The sequence below is a fragment of the Enterobacter cloacae complex sp. 402C9 genome, from assembly GCF_050030745.1.
GTDB classification, from domain to species: domain Bacteria; phylum Pseudomonadota; class Gammaproteobacteria; order Enterobacterales; family Enterobacteriaceae; genus Enterobacter; species Enterobacter intestinihominis.
The window spans coordinates 2,132,058-2,156,344 of sequence record NZ_JBLGUW010000001.1 but is presented as its reverse complement, the minus strand read 5'-3'; the positions used below and the strand labels follow the sequence as shown (position 1 = coordinate 2,156,344).

The 24,287-nt window shown below is 51.8% G+C and carries 24 protein-coding genes and 1 pseudogene; 14 read left to right on the top strand and 11 right to left on the bottom strand.

Translation table 11 applies throughout. From position 1 onward, the window contains the following. Positions 1-595 precede the first annotated feature (595 nt). A complete protein-coding gene (locus tag ACQG1K_RS10380; RefSeq protein WP_022648007.1) occupies positions 596-1,432 on the top strand; it encodes an alpha/beta fold hydrolase in 837 nt (278 codons plus the stop codon). Between the two features lie 87 nt (positions 1,433-1,519). Here ACQG1K_RS10380 and ACQG1K_RS10375 read toward each other — a convergent pair whose 3' ends face one another. Together ACQG1K_RS10375 and ACQG1K_RS10370 are read right to left on the bottom strand one after the other, a co-directional pair. Next, positions 1,520-1,693 (bottom strand): GnsA/GnsB family addiction module toxin, encoded by a 174-nt coding sequence (locus ACQG1K_RS10375; protein WP_022648006.1) that lies wholly within the window; start codon positions 1,691-1,693, stop codon positions 1,520-1,522. 306 nt (positions 1,694-1,999) lie between these two features. Next, entirely contained in the window at positions 2,000-2,278 is a 279-nt protein-coding gene (locus tag ACQG1K_RS10370) for a DUF1471 domain-containing protein (protein WP_003857380.1), read from the bottom strand. A 249-nt stretch (positions 2,279-2,527) separates the two neighbouring features. Between ACQG1K_RS10370 and ACQG1K_RS10365 the strand changes: the two genes are divergently transcribed. Beyond that, the gene (locus tag ACQG1K_RS10365) at positions 2,528-3,118 is read left to right on the top strand and encodes a DUF4142 domain-containing protein (protein ID WP_063849247.1); all 591 of its coding nucleotides are present in this window, start codon (positions 2,528-2,530) and stop codon (positions 3,116-3,118) included. 75 nt (positions 3,119-3,193) lie between these two features. On the opposite strand, the gene ACQG1K_RS10360 is transcribed toward ACQG1K_RS10365, so the two are convergent. Then, positions 3,194-5,290 (bottom strand): pyrroloquinoline quinone-dependent dehydrogenase, encoded by a 2,097-nt coding sequence (locus ACQG1K_RS10360; RefSeq protein ID WP_367076579.1) that lies wholly within the window; start codon positions 5,288-5,290, stop codon positions 3,194-3,196. Positions 5,291-5,300: 10 nt separating this feature from the next. Then, positions 5,301-5,666 carry a hypothetical protein gene (locus ACQG1K_RS10355; protein WP_032624325.1) on the bottom strand — a complete coding sequence of 122 codons (366 nt, stop codon included), beginning with the start codon at positions 5,664-5,666 and terminating at the stop codon, positions 5,301-5,303. A gap of 367 nt (positions 5,667-6,033) precedes the next feature. On the opposite strand from ACQG1K_RS10355, the gene ACQG1K_RS10350 reads away from it, so the two are divergent. From ACQG1K_RS10350 to ACQG1K_RS10340, 3 genes are all read left to right on the top strand, one after another. Beyond that, a complete protein-coding gene (locus ACQG1K_RS10350) occupies positions 6,034-6,891 on the top strand; it encodes an alpha/beta hydrolase family protein (RefSeq protein ID WP_038415997.1) in 858 nt (285 codons plus the stop codon). A 121-nt stretch (positions 6,892-7,012) separates the two neighbouring features. Then, positions 7,013-7,978: a magnesium and cobalt transport protein CorA gene (locus ACQG1K_RS10345; protein ID WP_367076577.1), complete on the top strand. Its 966-nt coding sequence runs from the start codon at positions 7,013-7,015 to the stop codon at positions 7,976-7,978. 333 nt (positions 7,979-8,311) lie between these two features. After that, on the top strand, positions 8,312-11,620 hold the full coding sequence (locus ACQG1K_RS10340; RefSeq protein WP_426720866.1) for an autotransporter outer membrane beta-barrel domain-containing protein: 3,309 nt from the start codon (positions 8,312-8,314) through the stop codon (positions 11,618-11,620). A 74-nt stretch (positions 11,621-11,694) separates the two neighbouring features. On the opposite strand, the gene ACQG1K_RS10335 is transcribed toward ACQG1K_RS10340, so the two are convergent. Beyond that, on the bottom strand, positions 11,695-12,456 hold the full coding sequence (locus tag ACQG1K_RS10335) for an OBAP family protein (RefSeq protein WP_367076573.1): 762 nt from the start codon (positions 12,454-12,456) through the stop codon (positions 11,695-11,697). Positions 12,457-12,573: 117 nt separating this feature from the next. Here ACQG1K_RS10335 and ACQG1K_RS10330 point away from each other — a divergent pair. After that, positions 12,574-12,678, top strand: a pseudogene (locus ACQG1K_RS10330) (ASCH domain-containing protein); the annotation flags it as partial. Between the two features lie 79 nt (positions 12,679-12,757). On the opposite strand, the gene ACQG1K_RS10325 reads toward ACQG1K_RS10330, so the two are convergent. Together ACQG1K_RS10325 and ACQG1K_RS10320 are read right to left on the bottom strand one after the other, a co-directional pair. Then, complete coding sequence (locus ACQG1K_RS10325) at positions 12,758-14,026, bottom strand: Y-family DNA polymerase (RefSeq protein WP_032671166.1); 1,269 nt, start codon at positions 14,024-14,026, stop codon at positions 12,758-12,760. A 1-nt stretch (position 14,027) separates the two neighbouring features. Further along, positions 14,028-14,447 (bottom strand): translesion error-prone DNA polymerase V autoproteolytic subunit, encoded by a 420-nt coding sequence (locus ACQG1K_RS10320; protein ID WP_426720867.1) that lies wholly within the window; start codon positions 14,445-14,447, stop codon positions 14,028-14,030. Positions 14,448-14,773: 326 nt separating this feature from the next. Here ACQG1K_RS10320 and ACQG1K_RS10315 point away from each other — a divergent pair, with 326 nt between their 5' ends. The 3 genes from ACQG1K_RS10315 to ACQG1K_RS10305 all read left to right on the top strand — a co-directional run bounded on the left by ACQG1K_RS10315 (position 14,774) and on the right by ACQG1K_RS10305 (position 16,552). After that, a complete protein-coding gene (locus ACQG1K_RS10315) occupies positions 14,774-15,013 on the top strand; it encodes a DinI family protein (RefSeq protein WP_006808847.1) in 240 nt (79 codons plus the stop codon). A 263-nt stretch (positions 15,014-15,276) separates the two neighbouring features. Next, positions 15,277-15,966, top strand: coding sequence for an SOS response-associated peptidase (locus tag ACQG1K_RS10310; RefSeq protein ID WP_023306122.1), 690 nt, complete (start codon positions 15,277-15,279; stop codon positions 15,964-15,966). A 367-nt stretch (positions 15,967-16,333) separates the two neighbouring features. Beyond that, positions 16,334-16,552 (top strand): cold shock domain-containing protein, encoded by a 219-nt coding sequence (locus ACQG1K_RS10305; protein ID WP_022647994.1) that lies wholly within the window; start codon positions 16,334-16,336, stop codon positions 16,550-16,552. 248 nt (positions 16,553-16,800) lie between these two features. Here ACQG1K_RS10305 and ACQG1K_RS10300 read toward each other — a convergent pair whose 3' ends face one another. Next, entirely contained in the window at positions 16,801-16,965 is a 165-nt protein-coding gene (locus tag ACQG1K_RS10300; protein WP_213083702.1) for a YnfU family zinc-binding protein, read from the bottom strand. A 149-nt stretch (positions 16,966-17,114) separates the two neighbouring features. Between ACQG1K_RS10300 and ACQG1K_RS10295 the strand changes: the two genes are divergently transcribed. After that, a complete protein-coding gene (locus ACQG1K_RS10295; protein ID WP_071788017.1) occupies positions 17,115-17,342 on the top strand; it encodes a hypothetical protein in 228 nt (75 codons plus the stop codon). Positions 17,343-17,550: 208 nt separating this feature from the next. Next, positions 17,551-17,658, top strand: coding sequence for a YnaM/YnfT family protein (locus tag ACQG1K_RS10290; RefSeq protein WP_022647993.1), 108 nt, complete (start codon positions 17,551-17,553; stop codon positions 17,656-17,658). Between the two features lie 297 nt (positions 17,659-17,955). On the opposite strand, the gene dcp is transcribed toward ACQG1K_RS10290, so the two are convergent. Next, the gene (dcp, locus tag ACQG1K_RS10285; RefSeq protein ID WP_367075144.1) at positions 17,956-19,989 is read right to left on the bottom strand and encodes a peptidyl-dipeptidase Dcp; all 2,034 of its coding nucleotides are present in this window, start codon (positions 19,987-19,989) and stop codon (positions 17,956-17,958) included. A gap of 143 nt (positions 19,990-20,132) precedes the next feature. Between dcp and ydfG the strand changes: the two genes are divergently transcribed. Then, positions 20,133-20,879 (top strand): bifunctional NADP-dependent 3-hydroxy acid dehydrogenase/3-hydroxypropionate dehydrogenase YdfG, encoded by a 747-nt coding sequence (gene ydfG, locus ACQG1K_RS10280; RefSeq protein ID WP_038415990.1) that lies wholly within the window; start codon positions 20,133-20,135, stop codon positions 20,877-20,879. Between the two features lie 90 nt (positions 20,880-20,969). After that, positions 20,970-21,656, top strand: coding sequence for a GntR family transcriptional regulator (locus tag ACQG1K_RS10275; RefSeq protein ID WP_003857403.1), 687 nt, complete (start codon positions 20,970-20,972; stop codon positions 21,654-21,656). A 35-nt stretch (positions 21,657-21,691) separates the two neighbouring features. Here the strand turns inward: ACQG1K_RS10275 and ACQG1K_RS10270 are convergent, their stop codons facing one another. Then, positions 21,692-22,123 carry a universal stress protein gene (locus tag ACQG1K_RS10270; protein WP_023300013.1) on the bottom strand — a complete coding sequence of 144 codons (432 nt, stop codon included), beginning with the start codon at positions 22,121-22,123 and terminating at the stop codon, positions 21,692-21,694. A gap of 287 nt (positions 22,124-22,410) precedes the next feature. Between ACQG1K_RS10270 and ydfZ the strand changes: the two genes are divergently transcribed. Then, the gene (ydfZ, locus tag ACQG1K_RS10265) at positions 22,411-22,614 is read left to right on the top strand and encodes a putative selenium delivery protein YdfZ (protein ID WP_003857405.1); all 204 of its coding nucleotides are present in this window, start codon (positions 22,411-22,413) and stop codon (positions 22,612-22,614) included. 44 nt (positions 22,615-22,658) lie between these two features. On the opposite strand, the gene ACQG1K_RS10260 is transcribed toward ydfZ, so the two are convergent. Beyond that, positions 22,659-24,122, bottom strand: a complete 1,464-nt coding sequence (locus ACQG1K_RS10260) for a mannitol dehydrogenase family protein (protein ID WP_032624328.1) — start codon at positions 24,120-24,122, stop codon at positions 22,659-22,661. Between the last annotated feature and the right edge of the window lie 165 nt (positions 24,123-24,287).

Genomic DNA, 24,287 nt, shown 5'->3' with positions numbered 1-24,287 from the left:
ACAGGTTAACTATTAAGATGGCTAACGTTCATCGTAAATATAACAATCAAGGATATGACTGTTCCGGTGTGACCATATCAGAATGAGGCTCTGCTGAAGGCTGCGTGATTTGCTGCACTATCGTAACCAGTTGTTCAAAAACAGCTCTCATTTGCGTCGGGTAGGTTAAAGACAACCAGGTTGCCAGCACTGCTCCAGCCAAAAAGCCCAACTTCATACACCATCCCTAATAAATTTAGCGAGATACAAGCTTTAACGTATGTGTGGTGCCGGGTGCCTCCCGGTGAGTCGTTGGTCAGCCACCTTGACCCGCTACTGATTGCCTAAGCTACACGTGCTGTTTAGCCCCTCCGCACAGGGGGATTCACCACGCGAGAAAAATAACACAGTGCCCCGGCTGGTTTAGGGGATATTTCGTTTAAAAATAAATAATGACCATACAAAATTAATCTATAACTGTTTTCAGGAACCCTTCTACACTTTAAGCGGATATATCAGTAATAAGATTAATATAAGTCAGTTTTATTACGTCCCTAAATGCTGGGCTATTTACTTAGCCTTCACACATGTTGCCATTAGCAGAGGAGTCTGAAATATGGCATTCGTAACAACGAAAGATGGTGTCAGTATTTATTACAAAGACTGGGGTCCGAAGGATGCGCAGCCGATCGTTTTCCATCACGGCTGGCCGCTGAGCGCCGATGACTGGGATAACCAGATGCTCTTTTTCCTTGCAGAAGGTTTCCGCGTCATCGCCCTCGACCGTCGTGGTCATGGTCGTTCCGACCAGGTAAGTGAAGGTCATGATATGGATCATTATGCCTCCGACGCATCAGCCGTGGTCGAAAGCCTTGATTTGCGTAATGCCGTGCACGTCGGCCACTCCACCGGCGGAGGCCAGGTCGCCAGATACGTTGCGAAGTACGGCCAGCCTCAGGGGCGAGTGGCCAAAGCGGTACTGGTCAGCGCCGTTCCTCCGCTGATGGTAAAATCAGACACGAACCCCGGCGGTACGCCCATTGAGGTGTTCGACGGCTTCCGCCAGGCGCTGGCCGCTAACCGCGCCCAGTTTTACCTCGACGTCGCCAGCGGTCCTTTCTATGGATTTAACCGAGACGGAGCAGAGGTTTCGCAGGGAACAATCCAGAACTGGTGGCGTCAGGGTATGATCGGTAGCGCCAAAGCCCACTATGATGGCATTAAGGCATTTTCAGAAACCGACCAGACGGACGATCTCAAAGCCATCACGGTTCCCGTCCTGGTGTTGCAGGGTGATGACGATCAGGTCGTCCCGTATAAAAATGCCTCCCTTCTTCAGGATAAGCTGCTCGCAAACAGCGAGCTAAAAATCTATCCAGGCTTCCCGCATGGGATGCATACCACGCATGCAGATACCATAAATGCCGATATCCTGACGTTTATTCGCTCATAAAGACGTTGATTATCCATAAAACAACCGGGCACCACGCCCGGTTCTCTTTTGCGGCAAGAATTGAGCGACCATTTCAGGAAGAAACGCTTACAGGAGTTTGATTTTTACTTCATACCCCTCCAGGCCTGTCATGGCCTCACGAGCGATAAACTCAATTTCAGATACTTCCTGCCCTGTTTTTTTTCGTAATTCTGCAATTTTTTTGGCTATAAGCGCTGAAATTTCTTCCTCTGCCTTTTGCGTCATTGCGTCAACTTTCATATTTACCTCTTGCGGCCGTTTACTGTTTCCAGTATCTAACTGGTTTTAACCATAACCCTATGTAAAGCGTAGACTATCTGCGTTACGTATGCTGCCTTCACCTTGAGATGAGGGGCAGATGGGGCCATTGCATTTAAATATGCATTTAGATTGCATTATTTGAATAAGCTGTTATTGTGCCAACGCCTTAGAGCACATAAACATAAGAAAAGATTTGACTCAAACTCGCCCCGCACCAGGGGCATTTTTTTTGCTCCCTATAAGCAAAAACCCGCCATGAGCGGGTTTCTGCGTTATTCGGAAAGATTATTTGAAGACTTCTGCTACGGCCTGGAAGTTAGGGCCATGCTCTCGAGCAGCGATGATGACATAGTATTTCCCGCCCTTCTCATCTGCCAGTTTCGAGAGTTTTTGATGAAGATCTGAAGGTGAAGAAATTTGTCCACCTGAAGCCCCTACAGATACATTGCCCAGGTATTCAAGTTTGAAGTGGTGCGCTTCATCTTTGGAAATCATATCTGCCGCAGATGCGCCAAAGCTTGCAACTGTTAAAGCCAATACACTCCCTAATAGTGCTTTTTTCATATCATTCCTCCTGTTAATAAATCTATCTATTTAACATTAGCATCAAATATGGGAATGATCCGTGCCAATGTCGTAGAGAGACTGAGCGATAAGCGTCGCCTGTTGAGCATTATTACCTGCCCTCTCTGACGCAACCTGCGATTACAGCAGGTTCATCTACTATACTGACCTGTGCAGTTAGCATTTATCTGCCCGGTTGCGCGTTAGGTAACCGAAACTTACCTGTACCATGACCATCAGGAGAACAATATGCACACGAGTAAAACCCTGAAAAGGCTGCTAGCCGTATCAGCAGTTGCAGCAATGTTCAGCACCGTTGGCGTACAAGCCCAGACGACAAGCGCCGCGCAAACTAACGCTGCGGGCCAGGCTCAATCGGACGCCAGACTCAGCTCCGGCGACGAGAAAGCGTTGAAGGACATGGCGCAGGCCAATATCAACGAAGTCGCCGCCGCCAGGCTCGCCCTGGACAAGGCCCAGACCAGTGAAGTGAAAACATTCGCCCAGAAAATGGTCGACGACCACGGCGCCGCCCTGACCAAAGTGCAGGCCGTTGCCCAGAAAAAGGGCGTAGAGCTGCCGACCGAGCCAGACGCCGCCCATAAAGCCCTGAACTCAAGGCTTGAAAACCAGCGCGGTGACGCTTTTGACAAAATGTATATGGAATATGCTGGCGTGAAGGACCACGAGAAGGTGCTGTCGAAGCTTAAGAGCGACGCCAGTAAAATCGACGATCCGGATGTGAAGGCTTTGGCCAACGAGCACACGCCGGTCGTTGAGCAGCATCTGAAGTCCGCCGAGCAGATGTCAACGCGTGCTGGCGCATCAGCCGATAAATAAGCGCGTCGGTGAAACGACTACTGCAAAATAAAGTGGGGCCCGCAGGCCCCACGCTTATTTCACCTTCCTGATGAATTATTCCGGCAACGCGTAGACAACCACCTGATCGCCTACCTGATCCTTCAGGATCGTGTTCCCGCCAGCCACGAAGGCCACATACTGCCGACCCTTATATTCATACACGGACGGGTTCGCTACCGCTGGAGCTTCTGCCTGATCGGACCACAGCTCTTCACCGCTCTCTACCGAGTAGGCACGCACTTTGGCATCCATTGAAGCACCGATGAAGATCACGCCACCCGCCGTCACTGCAGGGCCACCAATGGTAGGCGAACCCCAGCTTTCCGGCATGAAGAAGCCATACTGCTGTGAGGCGCCAACCGGACGACGCCATTTCACATCGCCCGTGTGCATGTCTATCGCCACGATTTCACCAAACGGCGGTTGCCAGCACGGCATGCCCAGCCAGTTGCTCGCCACCAGCAGACGCATACCGTACGGGGCGCCTTCCTGTGGGGCAAAGCCGCTTTCGTTGCCGGAGTCTTTGTCCGCGTTATCGTAATCCTCACGGCTGTAGAGCTTCACGTACTGAACGATATGCGAGGTGTTGACGATGGCGATCTGTTTTTGCGGATCGAACGCCACCCCGCCCCACTGCACGCCGCCGGCGCTATCGGGATAGGTGAGCGTGCCTTCGCCTTTGGTGGTAGGCGGAGTATACATTCCCTCATAGGTCAGGTTATCCCACAGGCGAGAGCACTGGCCGCCACCGACGATATCCGCCAGCTTCCAGATTTCCGGCTTTTTCGACTGGTCGAGCAGCGGCGCAGGTTTGGTCGGGAACGGCTGTGTAGGCGAGAGAACTTCGCCCTGGACCGAACCATCACCCTGCGGAACCGGACGCTCTTCGATTGGCCATACGTCCTCCCCGGTCAGGCGGTTAACCACAAACAGGAAGCCCTGCTTGGTGGCCTGAACCAGCGCCGGGATCTGCTTGCCGTCTACGGTGATATCCATCAGCGTCGGGGCAGAGTTGATGTCGTAATCCCAGACGTCGTGGTGTACCCACTGACGGGACCAGACCACTTTACCGGTGTTGATGTCCAGCGCGGTGGTGGAGGTGCCAAGCGGAATTGCGTCGACGCGGTTGCCGCCCCAATAGTTGGGAGACGGCGATGAGACCGGGAGATAGACCAGCCCATTGGCCTCATCGGCGGACATGTGCGTCCAGACGTTGGCGGTACCGGTACGCTTGCGGATCTCTGCCGGTATCGCCTCAAAGGTCCATTCAAGCTTGCCGGTCTGGGCGTTGACAGAAAATACGGTACCCGGAGGCGCTTCGGCATAGGCCCAGTCTTTCCCGGCCCAACCCACCAGCAGATGGTTGCCGACGACGGTTGGCGGTTGCAGGACAGAGAGCGGATACTTGGCGTTAACGGTGTTCCACTGGTTCAGATCCAGCACCCCGTTGTCCGCAAAGCCGCTGCACGGTTTGCCTGAATCGGCGTCCAGCGCAAAGAGCTTGCCGTCAACGGTGCCCATATAGACCATCTTCTGGCACGCCTCTCCCTTCACCGGATTTTTGGCCTGCCAGTAGGAAACGCCGCGGTTTTTCAGCACCGGTTGGGTCAGTGCCTTGCGCGACGATTTGGTGTCATAGTGCCACTTCTCTTTACCCGTGCCCGGATCCAGCGCAATCAGGCGATCGAAAGGGGTGCCGATGTAGAGCGTGTCGTTAGCGAAAATGGGCGTTGCGGACCACACGGTCGCTGGCGTATCACCTTTACCATCCGAGACGTCGCCGGTATGGAACTCCCAGACTTTCGTTAATTTACTGACGTTATCCGCCGTGATCTGGGTAAGCGGGCTGTATTTCTGCGCGTTAAGCTGGCCGTGGAAGCTGTCCCAGGTTGGCGTGCCGGGCACCAGCGGCGTCGCTGGCTGGCTGGCCGAGGCGACTTTCTTTCCGTCACCGCTACTGGTTGAGGCATCGTCTGTGGTTTTTGTGGTTCCAGGCGCCTGCTGATCGGCCGCATCAATATTCAGTGATTCCTGGGTCCCCTGAGAGGCCTCAGCGGCTTTATCCTGCGCCTGCAGCGCGAACGGGGTGACCAGCAGCGCCAGCGCCGTCATGCTGACTTTTATGAAGGGATAATGCTTATCGTTATGCACGGGCGGCTCCTCAGGTTCTGACGGAATGGTTGTAACGGGCGGAATGGCTGCTCAGCATAATCAGACCAATCAGGCCGACCACCATGGCTGCCGTTATGATGTACTGGTGCAGCAGCGCGGCGGCAAAACCAATACCCGCCAACACCACCAGGGTGACAATAATCAGGAAAACACGCGCCCCGCGCCCCGATGCCGCACGTAACGCAAAGATCAGTATCGCCAGCACCGCGCTGGCAATGGCCACGCCCAGTGCGCCAATGGTGTCTGTGACGCCGGTAAGCGGCGTCCACCAGGCGTATAGCGCCACCGCGAAGCCTATAACCGCGGCCAACAGCAGCAAAATAGTGCCGACGCGCGAAGATTGAGAATGCAACATACCAGGAATCCCCCTCTAAAAAATGCAAAATGGACCAACATTAAGGCGTTTTCGTGGATATATGTCCCTGCTGTTCGCGCGTGCAATGGCTATTAAAACAACGCGACGTGAAAAACGGCGGCATATTTCCCTAAACGTAACTGAGTATAGAAGAGGATTTTTTAAAGGGGCGTTTATCCGGCGAGTACCCTTCCTCACGTTGAGCCCATAAGGCAGTGTGTTTCGCTAAAAACGCTCGGGCGAGGTTTATTGTCTGCTTTGAGCGAGGGACAAACGCTGGGGTGTAAAAAAAATCGCCAGATGGGGTAGTAAAGGCTAGATTTAATTCAGGCATAACTGGTATGACCACATAAATAAGGCTCTATGAATGCGTTCAGTCATAATACCCGTCAATGAAGGTGGATTTCTGGCAGCCACAATTTGGGAAAGAAGCGATGCCAAAGCGATAGTGCTCCTTCATCCGGCAACGGCGGTTGTACAGGGGTTTTATAAGGGATTCGCAGAATATCTTTTTAACAGAGGATTCAACGTCCTCACATACGATTATCGCGGCACCGGCCTCTCTAAATCCGGGCTGGTCCGTACTTACCGCGTTTCGATGTCTGACTGGATCGACCAGGACGTCGGATGTATAACCGCCTGGGCTAAAGCACATTTTCCAGGGCTTAGCCTGTTGGCGGTAGGACACAGTGTGGGCGGGCATGCCGTTCTGCTTTCAACAGCCACCCACGCCCTGCAAGCTGCGGTCATTGTAGCCTCACATGCCGGGGTGACGAGCACCATCAAACGCACCACAGAAAAGGTGCGTGTCTGGTGCGTATTACGTGTTCTGGCTCCGATTCTGTGCCGTATCTTCGGTTACATGCCTGCCAGGCGCCTGGGGCTGGGTGAAGATTTACCGGCGCCAGTCATGCTTCAATGGGGGCGCTGGAGCGCAATGCCTGGATATTTCTACGATGATCCACACTGGAATGCACGCCAACGGGCAAGTGAGATCACCCTACCCGTGCTGGTAATGGGATTTGATGACGATCCCTGGGCTAACCGTGAAGCTATTGCGCGGCTGATGGAGCCGGTGCAACAAGCAAAAATAGAACGCTGCGAGATACGGCACGCAGAGTTTGGTCTTTCGTCCATTGGGCATATGGGATTTTTTCGTACGCGATGTGCGGAGAAATTATGGCCCGTCGTCGGTCAATGGCTGGAGAGTCAGTGCCCGGATTGAACGACGCGTGAACATGACCTTTCTGAGTATTCAACATGTTAAAACCTGCCGGCATAAAAATTTGGAAATTTAACGGAAATGGTTAAGCTTCTTAGACACATGCTTAAGGGATAGTCAGGAAATGATTGTTAACTGTATGGTCTACCGTTCAGGCCACCCCGCCGAAACCGTAGATATTGAGGATATCAGTGAAGTCATCCAGAATACCGATGCGTTTATCTGGCTGGGGCTTTGGCAGCCTGAACCTGCGTTTATGTACAAAGTCCAGGAGGAGTTCGGTCTGCACGATCTGGCCGTTGAGGATGCGCTTAATGCACATCAGCGGCCTAAAATAGAGCGTTATGGCAGCTCGGCATTTATCGTTGTAAAAACCGTCAGTGGACAGGACGACAATATTGAGTTTGGCGAAACGCATTTGTTTGTGGGCCGAAACTTCCTTATTACGGTGCGCCATGGTGCTTCAGTGAGCTATGCACCTATACGCGCCCGTGCTGCTGAGGCCCCGGACATGCTTTCGTACGGTCCGGCTTATCCTCTTTACTGTATTCTGGATTTTATTGTTGACAGTTATGCAGAGCTGACTGCGCGCCTCAACACCAAAATTGGTGATATAGAAGCGACACTTTTTCACAGTGAATTTGACCGTGAAGCTATTCAGGACGTGTATTCCCTCCGCCGTAATCTACTCGGGCTTCGCAACGCCGCTCAGCCAGTAGAAGAAATCTGTACAGAGCTTATCCGCATTCATGAAGAACTTATTCCAAAACCCCTCAGGGCGTATTTCAGAGATATTCAGGATCACGCAAGCCATGTAGTAACGGATGTAAATGACATGCGTGAGCTGCTAAGCAGCGCGATGCACGTTAACCTGGCACTGGTTTCTGTGCAGCAAAACGAAGTCGTGAAGAAACTGGCCGGCTGGGGGGCCATCCTCGTGATCCCGACGGTAGTCTTTAGCATGTATGGTATGAACTTCGAACATATGCCGGAACTGAAGACGCTCTTTGGCTATCCGGCTACGGTCGCTGTCACGCTGGGAGCCTGTGTATTACTGTGGCTTCGGCTCAAACGCTCTCGCTGGCTTTGATTGATAAGCGATCTGATAGTTTTTGGTGTCGTGAAGTACAGTAAAGCCTCACGCTTATGTCGATTATGCCACGACACCATACCCTATCCGTTATTTCCCCTGCATATGTCGGTATATTCCTGTTCACCGGGACCCGGTTTCTCAATCCGGGATCGCCCGCTCCACCGTTTATAAAATCCTGAAAAACGAGGCTATCACAGGGCAAGGTCACTCGTTATTCTAAATTATCAAACCACATCGATAATTATTATATTTGTTTATGATTCATTGAGCTCAGATGTGAATTTATATTGACGGACGTAAACATTATTTTTTCACACATGGATGGTTAATATGAAAAGGGTTTTTATGACGGCTGCATTAACGGGTTTATTTGTCAGTAATAATCCGTATGCAGGAGAAAGCTATCTGGTCTATAACCCACATAATATTGCGGTATTTGAAGTGCGTTTCTTTAATGTTGGCGACGGTCCCTTTATGCCGGACTGGCCGAATGCGTCTGAGTCAACCTGGGATCTTGGCCAGCAACAAAAAGAAAAAATACTCGATGCTATGCGTTACTGGGCTGAGGTTATTACCCCCAGCCCGGGGCAACTGCCTGCCATTATCAATGTGGGGACGTTTAACGACGAGAATGCCGCAGGTTCCAGCGATTCAGTTACCGACGGCATTATAAGTCTGACGCAGTTGCAAGGCGCATTGAACGGCATTGATACCGGAGAGCTGACCTTTGGTTCCCACGCCCAGTTCATCATGGGCAAACTGGATTTTGATAACGTTCCCTATGTGCCCGCGCAATTGCCGCGCACTGGAAAGGCCGATCTGGTCAGCGTCGCTGTTCATGAGCTGGCACATGGACTGGGAATATCCAATATGGTTACCGATCTGCAAGGAAGTGGCACATTCACGCCTGCTTTTGATACCGTGCCTTTTGGCTCCTGGACCAGCCATCTGCGCGATGACCGTGGCAATCCTGCCCGGCCAGGGCAAGTAATATTGTGTAATGGATGCAATAACAGATGGGATCCACAAGGCTTTGATGTACGGCTTGATAAAGGCTATTTCACCGGCAGGCATGTGGATGAAGTCCTTGCAGGCGCCATGCCTGGCGTGCCGGTGAAAATGTTAGCAGACGACGGCTCGGTCGATGATAACTACATGAGCCATATCGAGCTGAAAAACAGCATGATGAGCCATCAGAACTACCGCAATTACACCACGTTTATGGAAGCGGAACTGGCGTTGCTGCAGGATATGGGATATCAGATTGACCGGCGTAACTTTTTCGGTTTTTCGCTATATGGCAACGGGCAAACGCTCGTTAACCGCAATGGCTATTTTCAGCGTAATCAGCAGGCGGATGGCTATCTGGCTGGTCAATACAATACCGCTAATCTGGGAGTTGGCCTGCATGTGTATGGCAGTAATAACCATATCTTTCAACAAGCGGACCTGTTGACGTCAGGGGCTGGCGGCGCGGGCATCCGTATAGATGGGCAAAATAACACCCTGAGCATCGATCCCGGTGTACGGATATACGCCGATGGCGTTAATGGCCGTGGAGTGATGTTTGCCTACGGTAAACAGCACAGCCTTATTCAACGTGGCGACGTTCAGGCACTGGGAGCCAGTGGCGTCGGTATCAGTTTTGATTTTGGCAATAACCTCCTGGGTAACGAGGTGGACTATCGTGGATCCTGGCTTCATATCGTGGACGGCTATTACGATGCGTTATTACCCGAGTTGCAGGGAGCGCTGGTAGACAATGCCGACATCAGCGGACGGGTTGCCGGTAAAGGCGCGGCGATATATATATCACCGAACGCGCTGGTCGGTAATATAAATATATTAACGGGTGCCCGGCTGGAGGGTGATATTTATTCGGACTACGCCCAGCGGGATGACTATGGCCAACAGCGGTTAACGCTGCTTACCTTCGGTCGGAAGGCCAATGCGTACGGGCAAGCGACGGAAGCTGCCGATGCTGATTTCAGCTTTACGTACCGCGGAAACATTGAAGGTATCAATAATCTGGCACTGGACGCGCACGGAGGGAAAACCTCGCTTAATGGCGATTTCCAGATTTACAGCATGACTATCGCGCCAGGTGCCAGCCTGTCCGGCAACGCCAGCTATACGCTTAATGAGGAAGGCCGCTTTGTAAATAACGGGATCCTTGCGCCGGGTAATTCACTTGGGCAAATCAATATATCCGGTGCTTATCAACAGGGGAATACCGGGCAGTTGTTGTTGGAAGTCGACGGGCGCGGCAGGCATGATACTCTGCGAGTGGACGGTCACGCACAATTTGACGGTCAACTGACGTTTGCGCCGCAGCCGGACTGGTACGCAACAAACTGGCGTCTGAATACGCAAGATTTGCTAAAAACGGACGCTTCCGACGGCAATTTCAGTGCGGTGAACAGCGTGCTCCGTTCACCCACGCTAACGCTGCAAACAACGCCACAGGGAAAGAATGGCTGGCAGCTCTCAATGCTGCGCGCTTCAAACGCATACAGCCGGTATGCGCAGGACGCTAATGCGCGGCAGGTAGGGCAAGCGCTGGATAAAATTGTGGCGGAAGCTAAGTCGGATATACAACCGCTGTACCGTACTCTGGATTTCTCAGCCACTGATGGCGGGAGTATCAGCAATGCCTTGCCGCAACTTTCTGCGGGTGCCTACAGCGCCATGTTCGCAAGTTCCCTGCAGCGTGAACAGCAGATAGCGCGGATCGTGGGCGGGCCAAATCCTGTGGTTATGCCGAAGCAACTGACGGAAGGCGAATGGCGCAGCTTTGCCATACCCTTTGGCGGCGGCTTCTGGCAACAGCGTCAGGGTGACAGTGTAGGGTACGACGCCAGCAGTTATGGCATTGTATTCGGTGCTGAAAAACAAAACGATGAGAATCACAACTGGATTTATGGCTTTCATGGTGCGGTCAGCGCTCAGTCGGTGACGGTGAAATCACCAGATACCGCAACCGGGAAAACCACTGCTTTCGATCTGGGTGTTCATGCTCGTTACGGCGCTGAAAGGTCCGAAGGAATGTATTTATTCGGCACTGGCCGATTGGGTATTGAAGACAGCTGGCTGGACAGAAACATTAATGTAGAAACTTACGGAGCAAGCCACCATGCCACCTGGACCGGATTGTCAGGTTCTGTTACGGCCGGCGGAGGCTATCGATGGGCGCTGAATAATAATGTGAACGCCGGACCGGTAACGTCATTGAATTACACCACATTACATCGTCCCGGCGTGAAGGAAAGCGGCAATGACGGCAGCCGACTGATGCTGGGTTCGCAGACCTTCGATTCTCTGAGATCAAGTATCGGGGTGAATGGTAACTGGAATGTACCCCTCGCTTCAGGGGCATCGTTCGCAGCTGAGCTGCAGCTCAGCTGGGATCATGAACTGCTTGATGGCAACGTAGTGCAACAAGCCTCTTTCGCCAACTATCGAAGCACAGGGTTTAGTTCCAGGAATCAGGTGACTGGTCGTGACACTCTGGGTGTTAAGGCAGGTATGAGCTATAAAATCAACGCTGATGTCGAATTGGGCATCGGGGTTGAAAGCGAAATGTTTCGTTCTGGCTATGACTCGATTGCAGGTACTCTTTCAGCCACATGGCGTTTCTGATGCCTGAGGACGAGAAAATAATAGGACTGGCCCTGTCCCCGGCGTTGCCGGGGTATTCCTGAAGGCTTTTGATATCAAAAATGGCTTGTGTCGCCCTGGCCATGCTCACCAGAACCTTTAACCCGCTTAAGCTGGATCTCTTCACCACGTTGCCAGGCATCCGCTCCCTTAGCAACTGGGTGCGCCACAATATCCTTACGTTCTTCTTTGATGGCTTGCGTGCTCACGTCAAAGCGTCGATTTCTGTCCGCCAGAAGTTTAGGGTCTAACTGCCCTTCCCCGGTAAAGCCCATCATCAGTGCCGGAATGCCGAGCGGCAGCTTTTTATCGCGGTCGGTGTGCCAGGTATGCCAGGTCTTGCCGTAGGTATTCACAATTTTGCTCATCAATGCTTTGTCAGCCACTGCAGGTAAACCTGGAGCAATCAGGCTGCCGGATTTCACTTCATATTGATGGCTGTGCCACAATTTTTTTTCTTCCGGCGGCAGTGTGTTAAACAAACGCTCACTAATGATGTACTCAACGCCCATTAAACGGGCATCTTTGGTGTTACCGTCGTAGATCACCGCCTGCATCACGTCTTCATTCAACACGGTTACATAATGATGGGCTTCCATCTGGCCATTTTTATCCCCGCTATAAAAATGGAAACCGTCAAGGTAGGCACTCATTGCATCAATGGGCGGACGGGACTGGATAAGCTGAGCACCGGCTTCAAGCGTGCTCGTCCCGACGGAGGTTTTTACACCCGGAAGAGGCGTATTTGAAGGGGTATTGTTCGCGCCACAACCCACTAACGTCAGGCTCGACAATAATAAAAGCGATAATGGTTTCATTGACCCTCCCTGTAAAAGTCACTTTACTGAAAGTAGTACATTCGCGCAGACACGCCAGGAGAGTTTTTATTAAACCATCCGGCAAACTGGCGTACGTTCCGTTTAAGAACACCATTTAAATACTGGCAGAAAGAGCATCAGAGATTTTTCAGCCGCGAAGGCCATTTTTCTGAAGATATGGAGTTGATCGCAGAAGAGTTTGAAGTGGTTGAGATCCTGTAGGACAAAGTAAAGGGGCTGGCGTTTGATCAATTGCCATTTATATCAATGTCCGCTTCTGGCACAAAACAGCCATTAACATTCATCGAATTCTCAGTAAATCTGAATACCGGGTCGTATACCGCGGCGAAAGCATTTCACGCTTCATCTGCCATTGCTGCTGTATGCCCTGCCCGGCAAAATAAAGCGTACCCTTTCCATCTTTCGCGTTCAGACGATCCAGCACTTCCATCAGCTTTTCACTTCCGGCACGCGGCGCGCTATTGTCAAACAAATTGAGCTGGGCAACGCCCTGGCTGAAGAAGTCCCCGAGCATAATGCCGGCTTTCTGGTAGCGGTGGCCCTCCTTCCAGATTTTGTCGAGGCACTTTACCGCGGCGTTGATAATGTCGCGGGAGTCCTGAGTGGGTGTGAGAAGCGTCATTGAGGCACTGTTGCCGTAATAGGGTTCGTTCAGAGCGAACGGAGAGGTCTTTACGAACGCCGAGATAAAGCGGCAATACTGGTGCTCGCCACGTAACTTCTCAGCGCCACGGGCCGCATAGCTGCATATAGCCTGGCGCACCTGCTCGTATTCTGTCACGCGCTCACCGAATGACCGACTACAGACGATCTCCTGCTTTGTCGGTGCAAACTCTTCCAGATCGAGGCACGGCTCGCCGCGCAGCTCCCGGACCGTTCGCTCCAGCACTACATTGAAGTGCTTGCGGATAATCCACGTGCTCTGCTCTGAGAGATCCAGCGCCGTTTTGATACCCATCGCATTGAGCTTCTTGCTGATGCGCCTGCCCACGCCCCATACGTCCTCTACAGGCACGATAGCCAACAACCGGCGCTGGCGGTCGATATTGGATAAATCAACCACCCCACCCGTCTGCTGCTGCCATTTCTTCGCCGCGTGATTTGCCAGCTTCGCCAGCGTCTTCGTCTGGGCTATGCCAACGCCGACCCTCAGGTGAGTACGCTTCAAAACCGTTTCACGGATCTCCTTGCCAAAATCAGTCAGGTCCCGGCAATTACGAACCCCGGTGAGATCACAAAAGGCCTCATCAATGGAATATATTTCGACGCGAGGGCTTATTTCTTCCAGCGTGGTCATTACCCGGCTGGACATGTCAGCGTAAAGTTCGTAGTTACTGCTGAAGCAAACCACGCCGGCGCGCCGGAACAGGTCTTTCTGCTTAAAGTATGGCGCCCCCATGGTAACGCCAGCGGCTTTGGCCTCTGCGCTGCGCGCTATCACGCAACCGTCGTTATTTGAGAGGACAACCACCGGTCGGCCTCTCAAATCTGGCCTGAATACCGTCTCGCATGATGCATAGAATGAATTCACATCACAGAGCGCAAACATATCAGCTGGCCGATTTAACAATAAAAGTGACCACACCAAAAACGTCCAGCGTGTCTTCACTGCCAACGATAATCGGTGAATAAGCGCTGTTCATCGGATTGAGTTGAACATTAGGCCGCAGTTGCAGGCGCTTAACGGTGAATTTCCCTTCCACCGCGGCGATGACGATATCGCCGTGCTCAGCCGTTCGGGAACTATCGACCACCAGTAAATCGCCGTCGCTTATTCCCCCTTCAATCATTGAATCACCCGCGGCTTTAACGAAATACGTCGAGCTGGGGTGGGCAACCAGAAGTTCATTAAGATCAATGCGCTGCTCCACATAATCGGCAGCCGGGCTTGGGAATCCGCACTGAACTAAATCACTGAAAAGTGGAAGCGCGATAATCTCACGCAGTTCTGTAGGTCTGATAAATTCCATTACGCATACCTCTAATACTGTTTTTATATACAGTAGTTTTGTTTTGAAGCACGCGCAAGGCAGCTGAACCGTAGCGACTGTTTAAACCTTCACCGTTTCGTTTGTAAGTTTCTCTCTGGCTTCAAATTATGGTTTTTGTAAATTTTACGATTAAACGCTTCGACTGCTCGTTTTAAAGGCTAAATGAATAGATTGTCATCAACATAAACAAGGTGAAGGGCGGCATGGCATTTCTTTAGCCGGAATGCCGTTTGACTGTACCCATATACAGTAGTATTTTTACGTGCAGACAGAATCGCACAATTAATATTCATAGGGAAAAAATAATGTTTGTTGAACTGGTTTATGACAAGCGAAACGTACAGGGGCTGGAGGGAGCCAGGGAGATAATTCTGGCTGAACTGACAAAACGTGTGCACCGGATTTTTCCTGATGCCAGCGTGACGGTTAAGCCAATGCAGGCGAATGGCCTGAATAGCGATGCCAGCAAAAGCGACCGGGAAAAGCTGAACCGTATGCTTGAGGAAATGTTTGAAGAGTCGGACATGTGGCTGACGCAAGAGTAACAAGGTTAACAAATACCAGCCCACCGGGGAAAAACCGGGCGCAATGCCCGGTTCTGTTTTCAGCCAGTAATGCCTTTAATCACTCACCCGCGGTTCTCCAGCATCGGTTCATTTCTCGGATCGTGCCCGCAAGATAAAAACGCCTCCCGGAATTTCTGCCCATTTTCTCGCGTTATCTTGTACAAAATACAGCTTTTGCATGTCGATCAAGTCATCTTATCCCTGCCCTATACTTTGAGTATGACATCCGACTGGAGGTTTCTATGTGTGGACGCTTTGCACAAGCCCAAACCCGTGAAGAATACCTGGCCTACCTTGCCGACGAAGGCGATCGCGACATCGCGTATGACCCGGCCCCCATTGGCCGGTACAACGTCGCGCCCGGTACCAAAGTCCTGCTGCTGAGCGAACGCGACGAACTACTGCACCTCGATCCGGTGTTCTGGGGCTACGCACCTGGATGGTGGGACAAAGCACCACTGATTAACGCACGTGTAGAAACCGCGGCCACCAGCAGAATGTTTAAACCTCTGTGGCAACATGGCCGGGCGATCTGTTTTGCCGATGGATGGTTCGAATGGAAGAAGTCAGGTGACAAGAAACAACCCTACTTCATCCACCGGGCCGACGGTCAGCCAATCTTTATGGCGGCGATCGGAAGCACACCGTTTGAGCGCGGCGATGAAGCCGAGGGATTTCTGATTGTGACGTCTGCGGCTGATAAAGGCCTCGTCGACATTCATGACCGCAGGCCACTGGTTTTGTCACCAGAAGCGGCACGCGAGTGGATGCGCCAGCATGTTGGCGGGAAAGAAGCTGAAGAGATAGCTTCAGATGGTGCAGTGCCCACCGATAAGTTCGTCTGGCATGCGGTAACGCGTACAGTAGGAAATGTAAAAAACCAGGGGAGGAATTTGATAGAGCAAATAGAAATCAAATCTGATCTTAGTTAGACCTGCACTTTTTAGATGGGATAATAAAACCCTTCCTTCTATTGAAGTCAAAACCTTTGACAACTCCTGTCATTTTACGAGACAAATTATTTCCTTGCTATAAATCAAATTTGACGACACAGGAAAAATTTGGATTGGCTAATCTAATCTGTATGGCCTCCCAGATGGCTAAAATAAGATTTGCTTAAAAGATCTACACGTGCCTTAATGATGCGGTTGGTTCGATGCAATGTGAATCTGACTTTTCCAAAGTAGTCCTCATAACCAGGTGCTATCTCTGATATCCCCTCCTCTTGAGTCCATACGTATGCCATCATGCGTTTCTTTTCATGAACTTGTAACTTTTAAGTGTTCAAGTGGAGTTTTTATGTCATCAAAAATGATAGGTCTTGTTAAGTGGTTTAACGATGATAAGGGTTTTGGCTTCATCTCCCCACTCGATGGAAGTAAAGATATCCTTGTTCACTCTTCTTCTCTACAGGGAGAGACATTCAAAACTCTTTTTGAAGGCCAAAAAGTTAAATTTGCTGTCATTGCCGGTACCAAAGGTCCGACAGCTGCAAATGTTACGCTTTGCGATAAATAACCCCCCTCAATGACCGCTTAAGCTTCTGTGAATTAAATAATCAGAAGCGTCATTTATCGTTTGCGAATATCATTACAACAGGCCAGCATATTTACAGCACCGTCAAATTTGCTGACCGATGTGATGAAATGCAGGACTGCTGCATGAATAGTCTCAAAGCAGAAACTAACTGCTTATAAAATATTAAAGTGCGTAAGAGGTTAGGCAGCCTCCAAAAGCATCACTTCTTAGTTATTATATGAGATTTTTTAGTAATGTTGAGGGGATTTGAACAACGCGTTGCAGTAAGGGCAAACCAGTTGAGCTCCCTTTTGTACACGATTGTAACTATGCTCCGAGTCTCTTGTGCAGTTTGGACAAGGGCATTTGACTAAATAATTTCGGCGGAATTGCGTGTTTTTACGTGCAGACATAAGCTTCTCCAGTACAAATGGACTGCTACAGTACACGTTAAGGCAGAATATTGCTTGTTTTAATTTCGAAAGAGGTAACTAAACGTCAATAAATCAACCCCTTTCGAACAACCCCGGGCCATAAAACCCCCTGAAATACATGGTGATACATGAAAAAAGTAATTATTTTCTTTAATGGTAAACCAGGTAAAGTAATCACCGTACTTAAGGGCGTGACATCAATACGCGAACAATACCCTAATGGAGAAGGGATAAACCTTCCGATAATGTCAGCCGGTTTTCCCTCTTTAACAGGTGACCATGAAGTTGTCTATGTTGCATCAGATCGAGAGCTTACATCTCAGGAAATATTAGATGCAGCCAGGAAGTATCTATAAGCTTCAATATCTTCTACCAACACTGCGGATAACCTTCAGTAACAAGCATTATTAAAACAATTAGGAATTATCAGTATTGCCTACCTGGCGTAGGCTTTTTTTTCATTTAGCAGACAATACATTCCTGTCTAATGTCATATATTTTTTAGGACTCGGAACATTTTTTGATTCAAACAGTCTAAAAGATATACTCACAAAGGGGGCCTTTATGACAACGCTTATCATCTCTACTATCGTGGCAATGGTACTGGCATTGATGATTTTAAGTCTGATCAAGATCGGGATCAGCGTATCGAACAATCCTGATGAACTGTAATGTATTCAAGTTTCCATAACCTCTTTATTTACTGGGCAGCCTATTCACCTTTCCTCGCAGGCAGCGCCACTCCAGCCCCGGGTACGTTCCACAATTAATTCCCTCTTCATTGGCGCAGCAGGAAGCTGCCCAGTCGTTCGCCCTGATATATAGGGTCAGCCATAAGAAAGTTATCCTGCAAATTTCGCAGAATTCAAGGATTCATTTTGGGGAGGAATTTGGAGGAGTTTCGGGGAAGAAAAAATCGAACAAAAAACCGGGCATCGCGCCCGGTTCTGTTTCCACACTAAAAAGCCCTTAAGCACTCAATCCACGATTCTCCAGCATCGGTTCGATCCTCGGATCGTGCCCGCGCCAGTTCCGGTAAAGTTCAGCTAAATCAGTGCTGTTCCCGCGGGACAAAATCGCCTCGCGGAATGTCTGTCCGTTTTCGCGCGTTAAACCACCCTGCTCGACAAACCACTGATAGCCATCGTCCGCCAGCATCTGCGTCCAGAGATAGGCGTAATAGCCCGCCGCGTAGTCGCCGCCGAAGATATGAGCAAAATAGCTGCTGCGATAGCGCGGCGGTACGGCTGGAAGATCCAGCCCTTCTTTTTTCAACGCGGCGGCTTCAAAGGCTTCCACGTCTTCAATGGGCTCATGAATGCCGTGCCAGTTCATATCCAGCAGCGCGGCGCTCAGCAGTTCCGTCATGTCATAACCCTTATTAAACTGGGTCGCATTGAGCATTTTTTCCCGCAGCGCATCCGGCATCGGCTCGCCGGTTTGATAATGGCGGGCAAAGTGCGCAAACACCTGCGGATGGCTGGCCCAGTGTTCATTGATCTGCGACGGGAATTCAACGAAATCACGTGGCGTGTTGGTGCCTGAAAGCGTGGCATAGCGCTGGCTGGCAAACAGGCCATGTAGCGTATGGCCAAACTCGTGGAACAGGGTAATCACATCATCCCAGGAGATCAGCGCAGTCTGCCCGTTCGCTGGTTTTTGATAGTTGCAGACGTTATAAATCACCGGACGCGCGGCAAACTCGTAAGACTGCTCAACAAAATTCCCCATCCACGCCCCGCCCGCTTTGGAATCACGCGCGAAAAAGTCGCCGTAGAACAACGCCATGCCTTCACCCGTGTGGTCGAAAATCTCCCACACGCGAACGTCCGGGTGATAAACCGGAATATCGAAACGCTCGACAAAGCGGATACCGAACAACTGCGTGGCGGTCCAGAATACGCCATCTTCCAGCACGGTATTGAGCGCGAAATAGGGTTTGATCTGCGACTCATCCAGCGCGTATTTCGCTGAACGCACGCGTTCGGCATAAAACGCCCAGTCCCAGGCCTGCACCGTAAAACCGCCCTGCTCGTCGTCAATGACCTTCTGAATATCCGCCTGCTCCAGCGCGGCCCTGCTGCGCGCCGCAGGAACTATCCCGCGCATGAATTCGAGCGCGGCATCCGGCGTTTTCGCCATTTGATCGGCAATGCTCCAGCTGGCATAGTTGTCAAAGCCGAGCAGCTGCGCCTGTCTTGCCCGCAACGCGGTAAGCCGACGGATCAGGTCGCGCGTATCGTTTTCGTCGCCTTTTTGAGTGCGTTCCCAGCCCGCGCTAAACAGCTTTTTACGGGTCTCGCGCAAAGACAGCGCCGCCAGCGCGGGCTGTTGCGTGGTATTCAGAAGCGGGATCAGCCAGCGATCCGTCAGCCCTTTTTCTGCGGCAGCATGAGCCGCGGCAGCAATCTCCTCCGCACTGAGTCCGTCAAGCTGGTGAACATCATCCACCACCAGCCCTCCCGCCTTATTCGCCGCCAGCAGGCGCTGGTTGAACTGGCTGGTCAGGGTGGCGGCTTCGGTATTCAGGGCTTTCAGCTCGGCTTTTTCATCGGCGTTCAGACGCGCGCCCGCAAGAACAAAGTGCTGATACGTCACCTCCGTCAGTCGGCGGGATTCGGCATCCAGCGTGTCGCGATCCTGCCAGACGGCTTCCACGCGGGCGAAAAGCGTATCGTTTAGCCAGATATCGTTCGCCAGCCCGGCCAGTTCGGTGGAGAACTGCTCGTCCAGTGCCTGAAGATAATCGTTGGTGTGTGCGGACGTCATGGCGAAGAACACGCTGCTGACGCGCGACAGCATGGCCCCGCTCTTTTCCAGCGCCAGCACGGTGTTGTTGAAGTCCGGCACGGCGCTCTGCGCGATAATCGCGTCAATATCTGCACGCTTGAGGCGCATTGCTTCATCAAACGCCGGGCGATAGTGGCTGTCTTCTATCACATCAAAACGCGGAGCCTGATAAGGCAGCAGGCTAACGTCAAAGAAAGGGTTGTTGACCGACATCGTTTACTCCTGAGCACGGTATTTCTCACCAGAGTAGGCCAGCCTGCTCCGGCCTGCAATGGCGTCATACAAATGTTGCCTTAACGATGTGCCCGAGTGCGTGCTATGGTAGTACAACACAAAAAGCGTTGAGGAACAGTGAGATGATTATATTAGTTACCGGGGCGACAGCAGGTTTTGGTGAAAGCATCACGCGTCGCTTCGTCGCCAACGGACATAAGGTGATTGCAACGGGTCGTCGTCAGGAGCGTCTCCAGGAGTTGAAAGACGAGCTGGGCGACAGCATCCTGACCGCACAGCTGGACGTGCGCAACCGCGCCGCCATTGAAGAGATGATTGCCAACCTGCCTGCCGAATGGCGTGAAATCGACGTGCTGGTCAATAACGCTGGCCTGGCGCTGGGCATGGAGCCTGCCCACAAAGCCAACGTCGAAGACTGGGAGAACATGATCGACACCAACAACAAAGGCCTGGTGTACATGACCCGCGCCGTGCTGCCGGGCATGGTTGAACGTAATCGTGGTCATATCATTAATATCGGTTCCACCGCAGGCAGCTGGCCTTACGCGGGCGGCAACGTCTATGGCGCAACCAAGGCCTTTGTACGCCAGTTCAGCCTGAACCTGCGCACCGACCTGCACGGTACCGCGATCCGCGTGACCGATGTTGAGCCGGGTCTGGTCGGTGGAACGGAATTCTCCAACGTGCGTTTCAAAGGCGATGACGCGAAAGCGGATAAAACCTATGAAAATGCGAATGCGCTGACGCCGGAAGATATCACCGAAACCGTCTGGTGGGTCGCGACGCTGCCGAAGCATGTCAACATCAACACGGTTGAGATGATGCCCGTCAGCCAGACCTATGCCGGACTCAGCGTGCATCGCGGGTAATTCACCCTTCCCGGCCTGCGGGCCGGGTATGTGATGACGGGTAAAAGAATGGTAGTATGTTCAGGTTAACTCTCTGAGAAATCACAACCCATGGCCGCTGAATCGCAACTTAATCCTACCCAGCCTGTAAATCAGCAAATTTATCGCATCTTACGCCGTGATATCGTTCGCTGCCTGATCCCACCGGGAACGCCACTCTCAGAAAAAGAGGTTTCGGTACGTTTTGACGTTTCCCGTCAGCCCGTGCGCGAGGCGTTTATTAAGCTCGCAGAAAACGGCCTTATCCAGATCCGCCCTCAGCGCGGCAGCTATGTAAATAAAATTTCGCTTTCGCAGGTACGGAATGGCTGTTTTGTTCGCCAGGCCATTGAGTGCGCCGTTGTGCGTCGCGCCGCGTCGCTCATCAACGATAACCAGTGCTACCTGCTGGAGCAAAACCTGCATCAGCAACGCATTGCCATCGACCGCAAACAGCTGAACGACTTTTTCCAGCTGGACGACGAGTTTCACCAGAAACTGGCGCAGATCGCCGAGTGCCAGCTCGCGTGGGATACCGTCGAAAACATCAAAGCTACCATCGACCGCGTGCGCTACATGAGCCTCGACCATGTTTCTCCGCCAGAGATGTTGCTGCGCCAGCATCACGATATTTTCAGCGCACTGGAAAAACGCGACGTGGAAGCCGTAGATAAAGCGATGACGCTTCACCTTCAGGAAATTAGCGAGTCAGTTCAGTTAATTCGTCAGGAAAACCGCGAGTGGTTTAGCGAAGAATAAAGCTTCGCTGCCCCCTTTCGGTTGCGGCGAAGTGATTAGCGGACCACTAATACCGGAATAGTGGCGTAGCGCAGGATAGTTTCAGCATTCGAGCCCAGCAGATGTGTTGTCATGCTCGGGTTTCTTGATCCAATAACAATAACGTCATATTTCCCCTCTTTGCTGAGCTGGATGATTTCATCGCGTACGTTGCCGAAACGTACTTCACAATCAATATTTTCCGGGGACATATCAAAGAGCCGTTTCAGTGCCTTCATCTTCTTATCCGACTCGGCGGTCATATACTCTTCGAACTTCTTAATATCGGCATTGAACCCCCGCAGTAACGAACGGCTGCTGTTAGGGAGAATGTTGACCAGGGTGATCGTCGCGCCTTCCGATTTCGCGAGGTTGACCGCGTGGCGTACCGCTTTATCGCTTAGATCCATTTCAAACACGTCAACAGGCATCAAAATTTTCTTATACATAAGCCTGACTCCTTTTCCGATGAAGGGTTATTTTCTGCCTCCAGAATGGCATTGTGGATATAAACAAAGCCTAAACACTTGCGTCTGGAAACTATCAATTAAGGAAAATAACTGTCCGCTTTGTAAAGCGGTGTCCTGAACCGTCAACGCCATCAGGAAATAAGAAAAAAGTGTGAGCTTGATCAAAAGCAAATAATTCTGTTTAAGAGAGGCGTATTAATAGTGCCCCGTGAACGGCAGCCGTTGAATTAGCGCCGTAACGGATAAGTGCGAGAGGAGAAAATACCATGATGACATACGACCGTAACCGAAATGCAATCACCACTGGCAGCCGCGTCATGATTAGCGGCACAGGTCAGTTCGGCGTGATTAAAGCGATCCACAGCGACGGCCTTAATGCCGAGCAGGTGCGTCGTGGTAAAACGGTTGAAGTGGAAGGATGCGAAGGTAAGTTCGAACCGATTGAGCTGATTCGCCTGGGGATGCACTAAGCTGTGCCCCGACATGCCGCCGCGAACGGCGGCATGTCAAAGCGTTAAAGCCGGGCTGCGTACTCAGCAACCGTGGCCTTCGCGCCTTTTTGCAGCAACGTTTGATAGGCCTGCATGACGGCAGCCACGAATACCGTGTCCTTCGGCAGCTCATTACCGAAAATAGCCTCAATGCCCAACAGCGCGCTAACGCGGCTTTCACCTTCAGCGCTACCGTTTACCGCCGCCTGAATCACCGCCAGCTGCGGATCGCTCACCTCAATCGCGTTACCCTGCTCATCCACACCGCCGACATAACGCATCCAGCCCGCCACGCCGAGGGCCAGCAACGGGAAGGGTTTCTGGTGAACAAGGTGCCAGCGCACGGAATCGAGCATGCGCTGCGGCAATTTCTGGCTACCGTCCATGGCGATTTGCCAGGTGCGGTGACGCAGGGCCGGATTGCTGTAACGCGCAATCAGCTGGTCGGCATAACGACCCAAATCCACGCCCCGCACTTTCAACGTCGGCGCCTGCTCTATCAGCATCAGCGCATGCGCGGCTGCGCGATAATGTTCATCTTCCATGCAGTCGTTAATGTGCTGATAACCGGCCAGATAGCCGAGATAGGCCAGGAACGAGTGGCTGCCGTTAAGCATTCGCAGCTTCATCTCTTCAAACGGAATGACATCAGAAACCAGCTCCGCACCGGCCTTTTCCCACTGGGGACGTCCGGCAACAAAATTATCTTCCACCACCCACTGGCGGAACGGCTCGCAGGCGACACCTGCCGGATCGCGTACGCCAGTCAGCTGTTCGATTTTATCCAGCGTATCAGCCGTGACGGCGGGCACAATGCGGTCCACCATGGTTGACGGGAAGGTGACGTTCGCTTCGATCCAGTCCGCCAGTTCGCCGTCAACAGCGCGCGCGTAGGCACAGGTCACATTGCGCATCACGTGGCCGTTCTCCGGCATGTTATCGCATGACATCACGCTGAATGCCGGTAGCCCCGCCGCCTTGCGACGCGCCAGCGCCTCAACCACCACGCCCGGCGCAGATTTAGGCTGATGCGGGTTTTGCAGGTCTGCAACGATTAACGGATGATCGAACATCAGTTGTCCGGTTGCCGGGGAGTGGCAATATCCTTTCTCGGTGATGGTCAGGGAAACAATGGCGACCTGCGGCTCGCACAGCGCCGCCAGCACGGTTTCCAGCCCGTCGATCTGCGCATGCAGCGCGTTTTTGACGACGCCGACCACGCGCGCCGTCCACGCATCGGCAGACATCTCTGCCACGGTATAAAGGTTATCCTGTGCCTTCAGATCGGCGATCTGCTGTTCGCCGCCAATCAGGTTAACTTCGCAGTAACCCCAGTCGCTGCCCTGTTCTGCGGCGAGTATATCGGTGTACACAGCCTGGTGCGCACGGTGAAACGCGCCAAACCCTAAATGAACAATGCGTGCCTTGAGGCTGTCGCGATCGTATTGAGGATGCGTTGCCTTCGCCTGTAATAACCGGTTTTCCATGATTGAGACTCGTTAATTAATGAAAGCTGTGATCCACTGCCGCTTCCTTTTAAGAGCGGCAGCGCCTGCTGACTACACCAACTAGAATGGCAGTCGGAGTCAAAAAACGCTGCCATTAACCATACTGATACATCGTTTTCAGATCTTGATTTACATTAACTTTTC

What these genes read in the sequence shown, in the direction of transcription:
- ACQG1K_RS10365 (WP_063849247.1), top strand. Translation starts at nt 2,528, where the DNA reads ATGCACACGAGTAAAACCCTGAAAAGGCTGCTAGCCGTATCAGCAGTT.
- ACQG1K_RS10375 (WP_022648006.1), bottom strand. Translation starts at nt 1,693, where the DNA reads ATGAAAGTTGACGCAATGACGCAAAAGGCAGAGGAAGAAATTTCAGCG.
- ACQG1K_RS10335 (WP_367076573.1), bottom strand. Translation starts at nt 12,456, where the DNA reads ATGAAACCATTATCGCTTTTATTATTGTCGAGCCTGACGTTAGTGGGT.
- dcp (WP_367075144.1), bottom strand. Translation starts at nt 19,989, where the DNA reads ATGTCGGTCAACAACCCTTTCTTTGACGTTAGCCTGCTGCCTTATCAG.
- ACQG1K_RS10355 (WP_032624325.1), bottom strand. Translation starts at nt 5,666, where the DNA reads ATGTTGCATTCTCAATCTTCGCGCGTCGGCACTATTTTGCTGCTGTTG.
- ydfG (WP_038415990.1), top strand. Translation starts at nt 20,133, where the DNA reads ATGATTATATTAGTTACCGGGGCGACAGCAGGTTTTGGTGAAAGCATC.
- ACQG1K_RS10340 (WP_426720866.1), top strand. Translation starts at nt 8,312, where the DNA reads ATGAAAAGGGTTTTTATGACGGCTGCATTAACGGGTTTATTTGTCAGT.
- ACQG1K_RS10270 (WP_023300013.1), bottom strand. Translation starts at nt 22,123, where the DNA reads ATGTATAAGAAAATTTTGATGCCTGTTGACGTGTTTGAAATGGATCTA.
- ACQG1K_RS10300 (WP_213083702.1), bottom strand. Translation starts at nt 16,965, where the DNA reads ATGTCTGCACGTAAAAACACGCAATTCCGCCGAAATTATTTAGTCAAA.
- ACQG1K_RS10315 (WP_006808847.1), top strand. Translation starts at nt 14,774, where the DNA reads ATGTTTGTTGAACTGGTTTATGACAAGCGAAACGTACAGGGGCTGGAG.
- ydfZ (WP_003857405.1), top strand. Translation starts at nt 22,411, where the DNA reads ATGATGACATACGACCGTAACCGAAATGCAATCACCACTGGCAGCCGC.
- ACQG1K_RS10290 (WP_022647993.1), top strand. Translation starts at nt 17,551, where the DNA reads ATGACAACGCTTATCATCTCTACTATCGTGGCAATGGTACTGGCATTG.
- ACQG1K_RS10275 (WP_003857403.1), top strand. Translation starts at nt 20,970, where the DNA reads ATGGCCGCTGAATCGCAACTTAATCCTACCCAGCCTGTAAATCAGCAA.
- ACQG1K_RS10305 (WP_022647994.1), top strand. Translation starts at nt 16,334, where the DNA reads ATGTCATCAAAAATGATAGGTCTTGTTAAGTGGTTTAACGATGATAAG.
- ACQG1K_RS10350 (WP_038415997.1), top strand. Translation starts at nt 6,034, where the DNA reads ATGCGTTCAGTCATAATACCCGTCAATGAAGGTGGATTTCTGGCAGCC.
- ACQG1K_RS10345 (WP_367076577.1), top strand. Translation starts at nt 7,013, where the DNA reads ATGATTGTTAACTGTATGGTCTACCGTTCAGGCCACCCCGCCGAAACC.
- ACQG1K_RS10295 (WP_071788017.1), top strand. Translation starts at nt 17,115, where the DNA reads ATGAAAAAAGTAATTATTTTCTTTAATGGTAAACCAGGTAAAGTAATC.
- ACQG1K_RS10310 (WP_023306122.1), top strand. Translation starts at nt 15,277, where the DNA reads ATGTGTGGACGCTTTGCACAAGCCCAAACCCGTGAAGAATACCTGGCC.
- ACQG1K_RS10260 (WP_032624328.1), bottom strand. Translation starts at nt 24,122, where the DNA reads ATGGAAAACCGGTTATTACAGGCGAAGGCAACGCATCCTCAATACGAT.
- ACQG1K_RS10320 (WP_426720867.1), bottom strand. Translation starts at nt 14,447, where the DNA reads ATGGAATTTATCAGACCTACAGAACTGCGTGAGATTATCGCGCTTCCA.
- ACQG1K_RS10325 (WP_032671166.1), bottom strand. Translation starts at nt 14,026, where the DNA reads ATGTTTGCGCTCTGTGATGTGAATTCATTCTATGCATCATGCGAGACG.
- ACQG1K_RS10380 (WP_022648007.1), top strand. Translation starts at nt 596, where the DNA reads ATGGCATTCGTAACAACGAAAGATGGTGTCAGTATTTATTACAAAGAC.
- ACQG1K_RS10370 (WP_003857380.1), bottom strand. Translation starts at nt 2,278, where the DNA reads ATGAAAAAAGCACTATTAGGGAGTGTATTGGCTTTAACAGTTGCAAGC.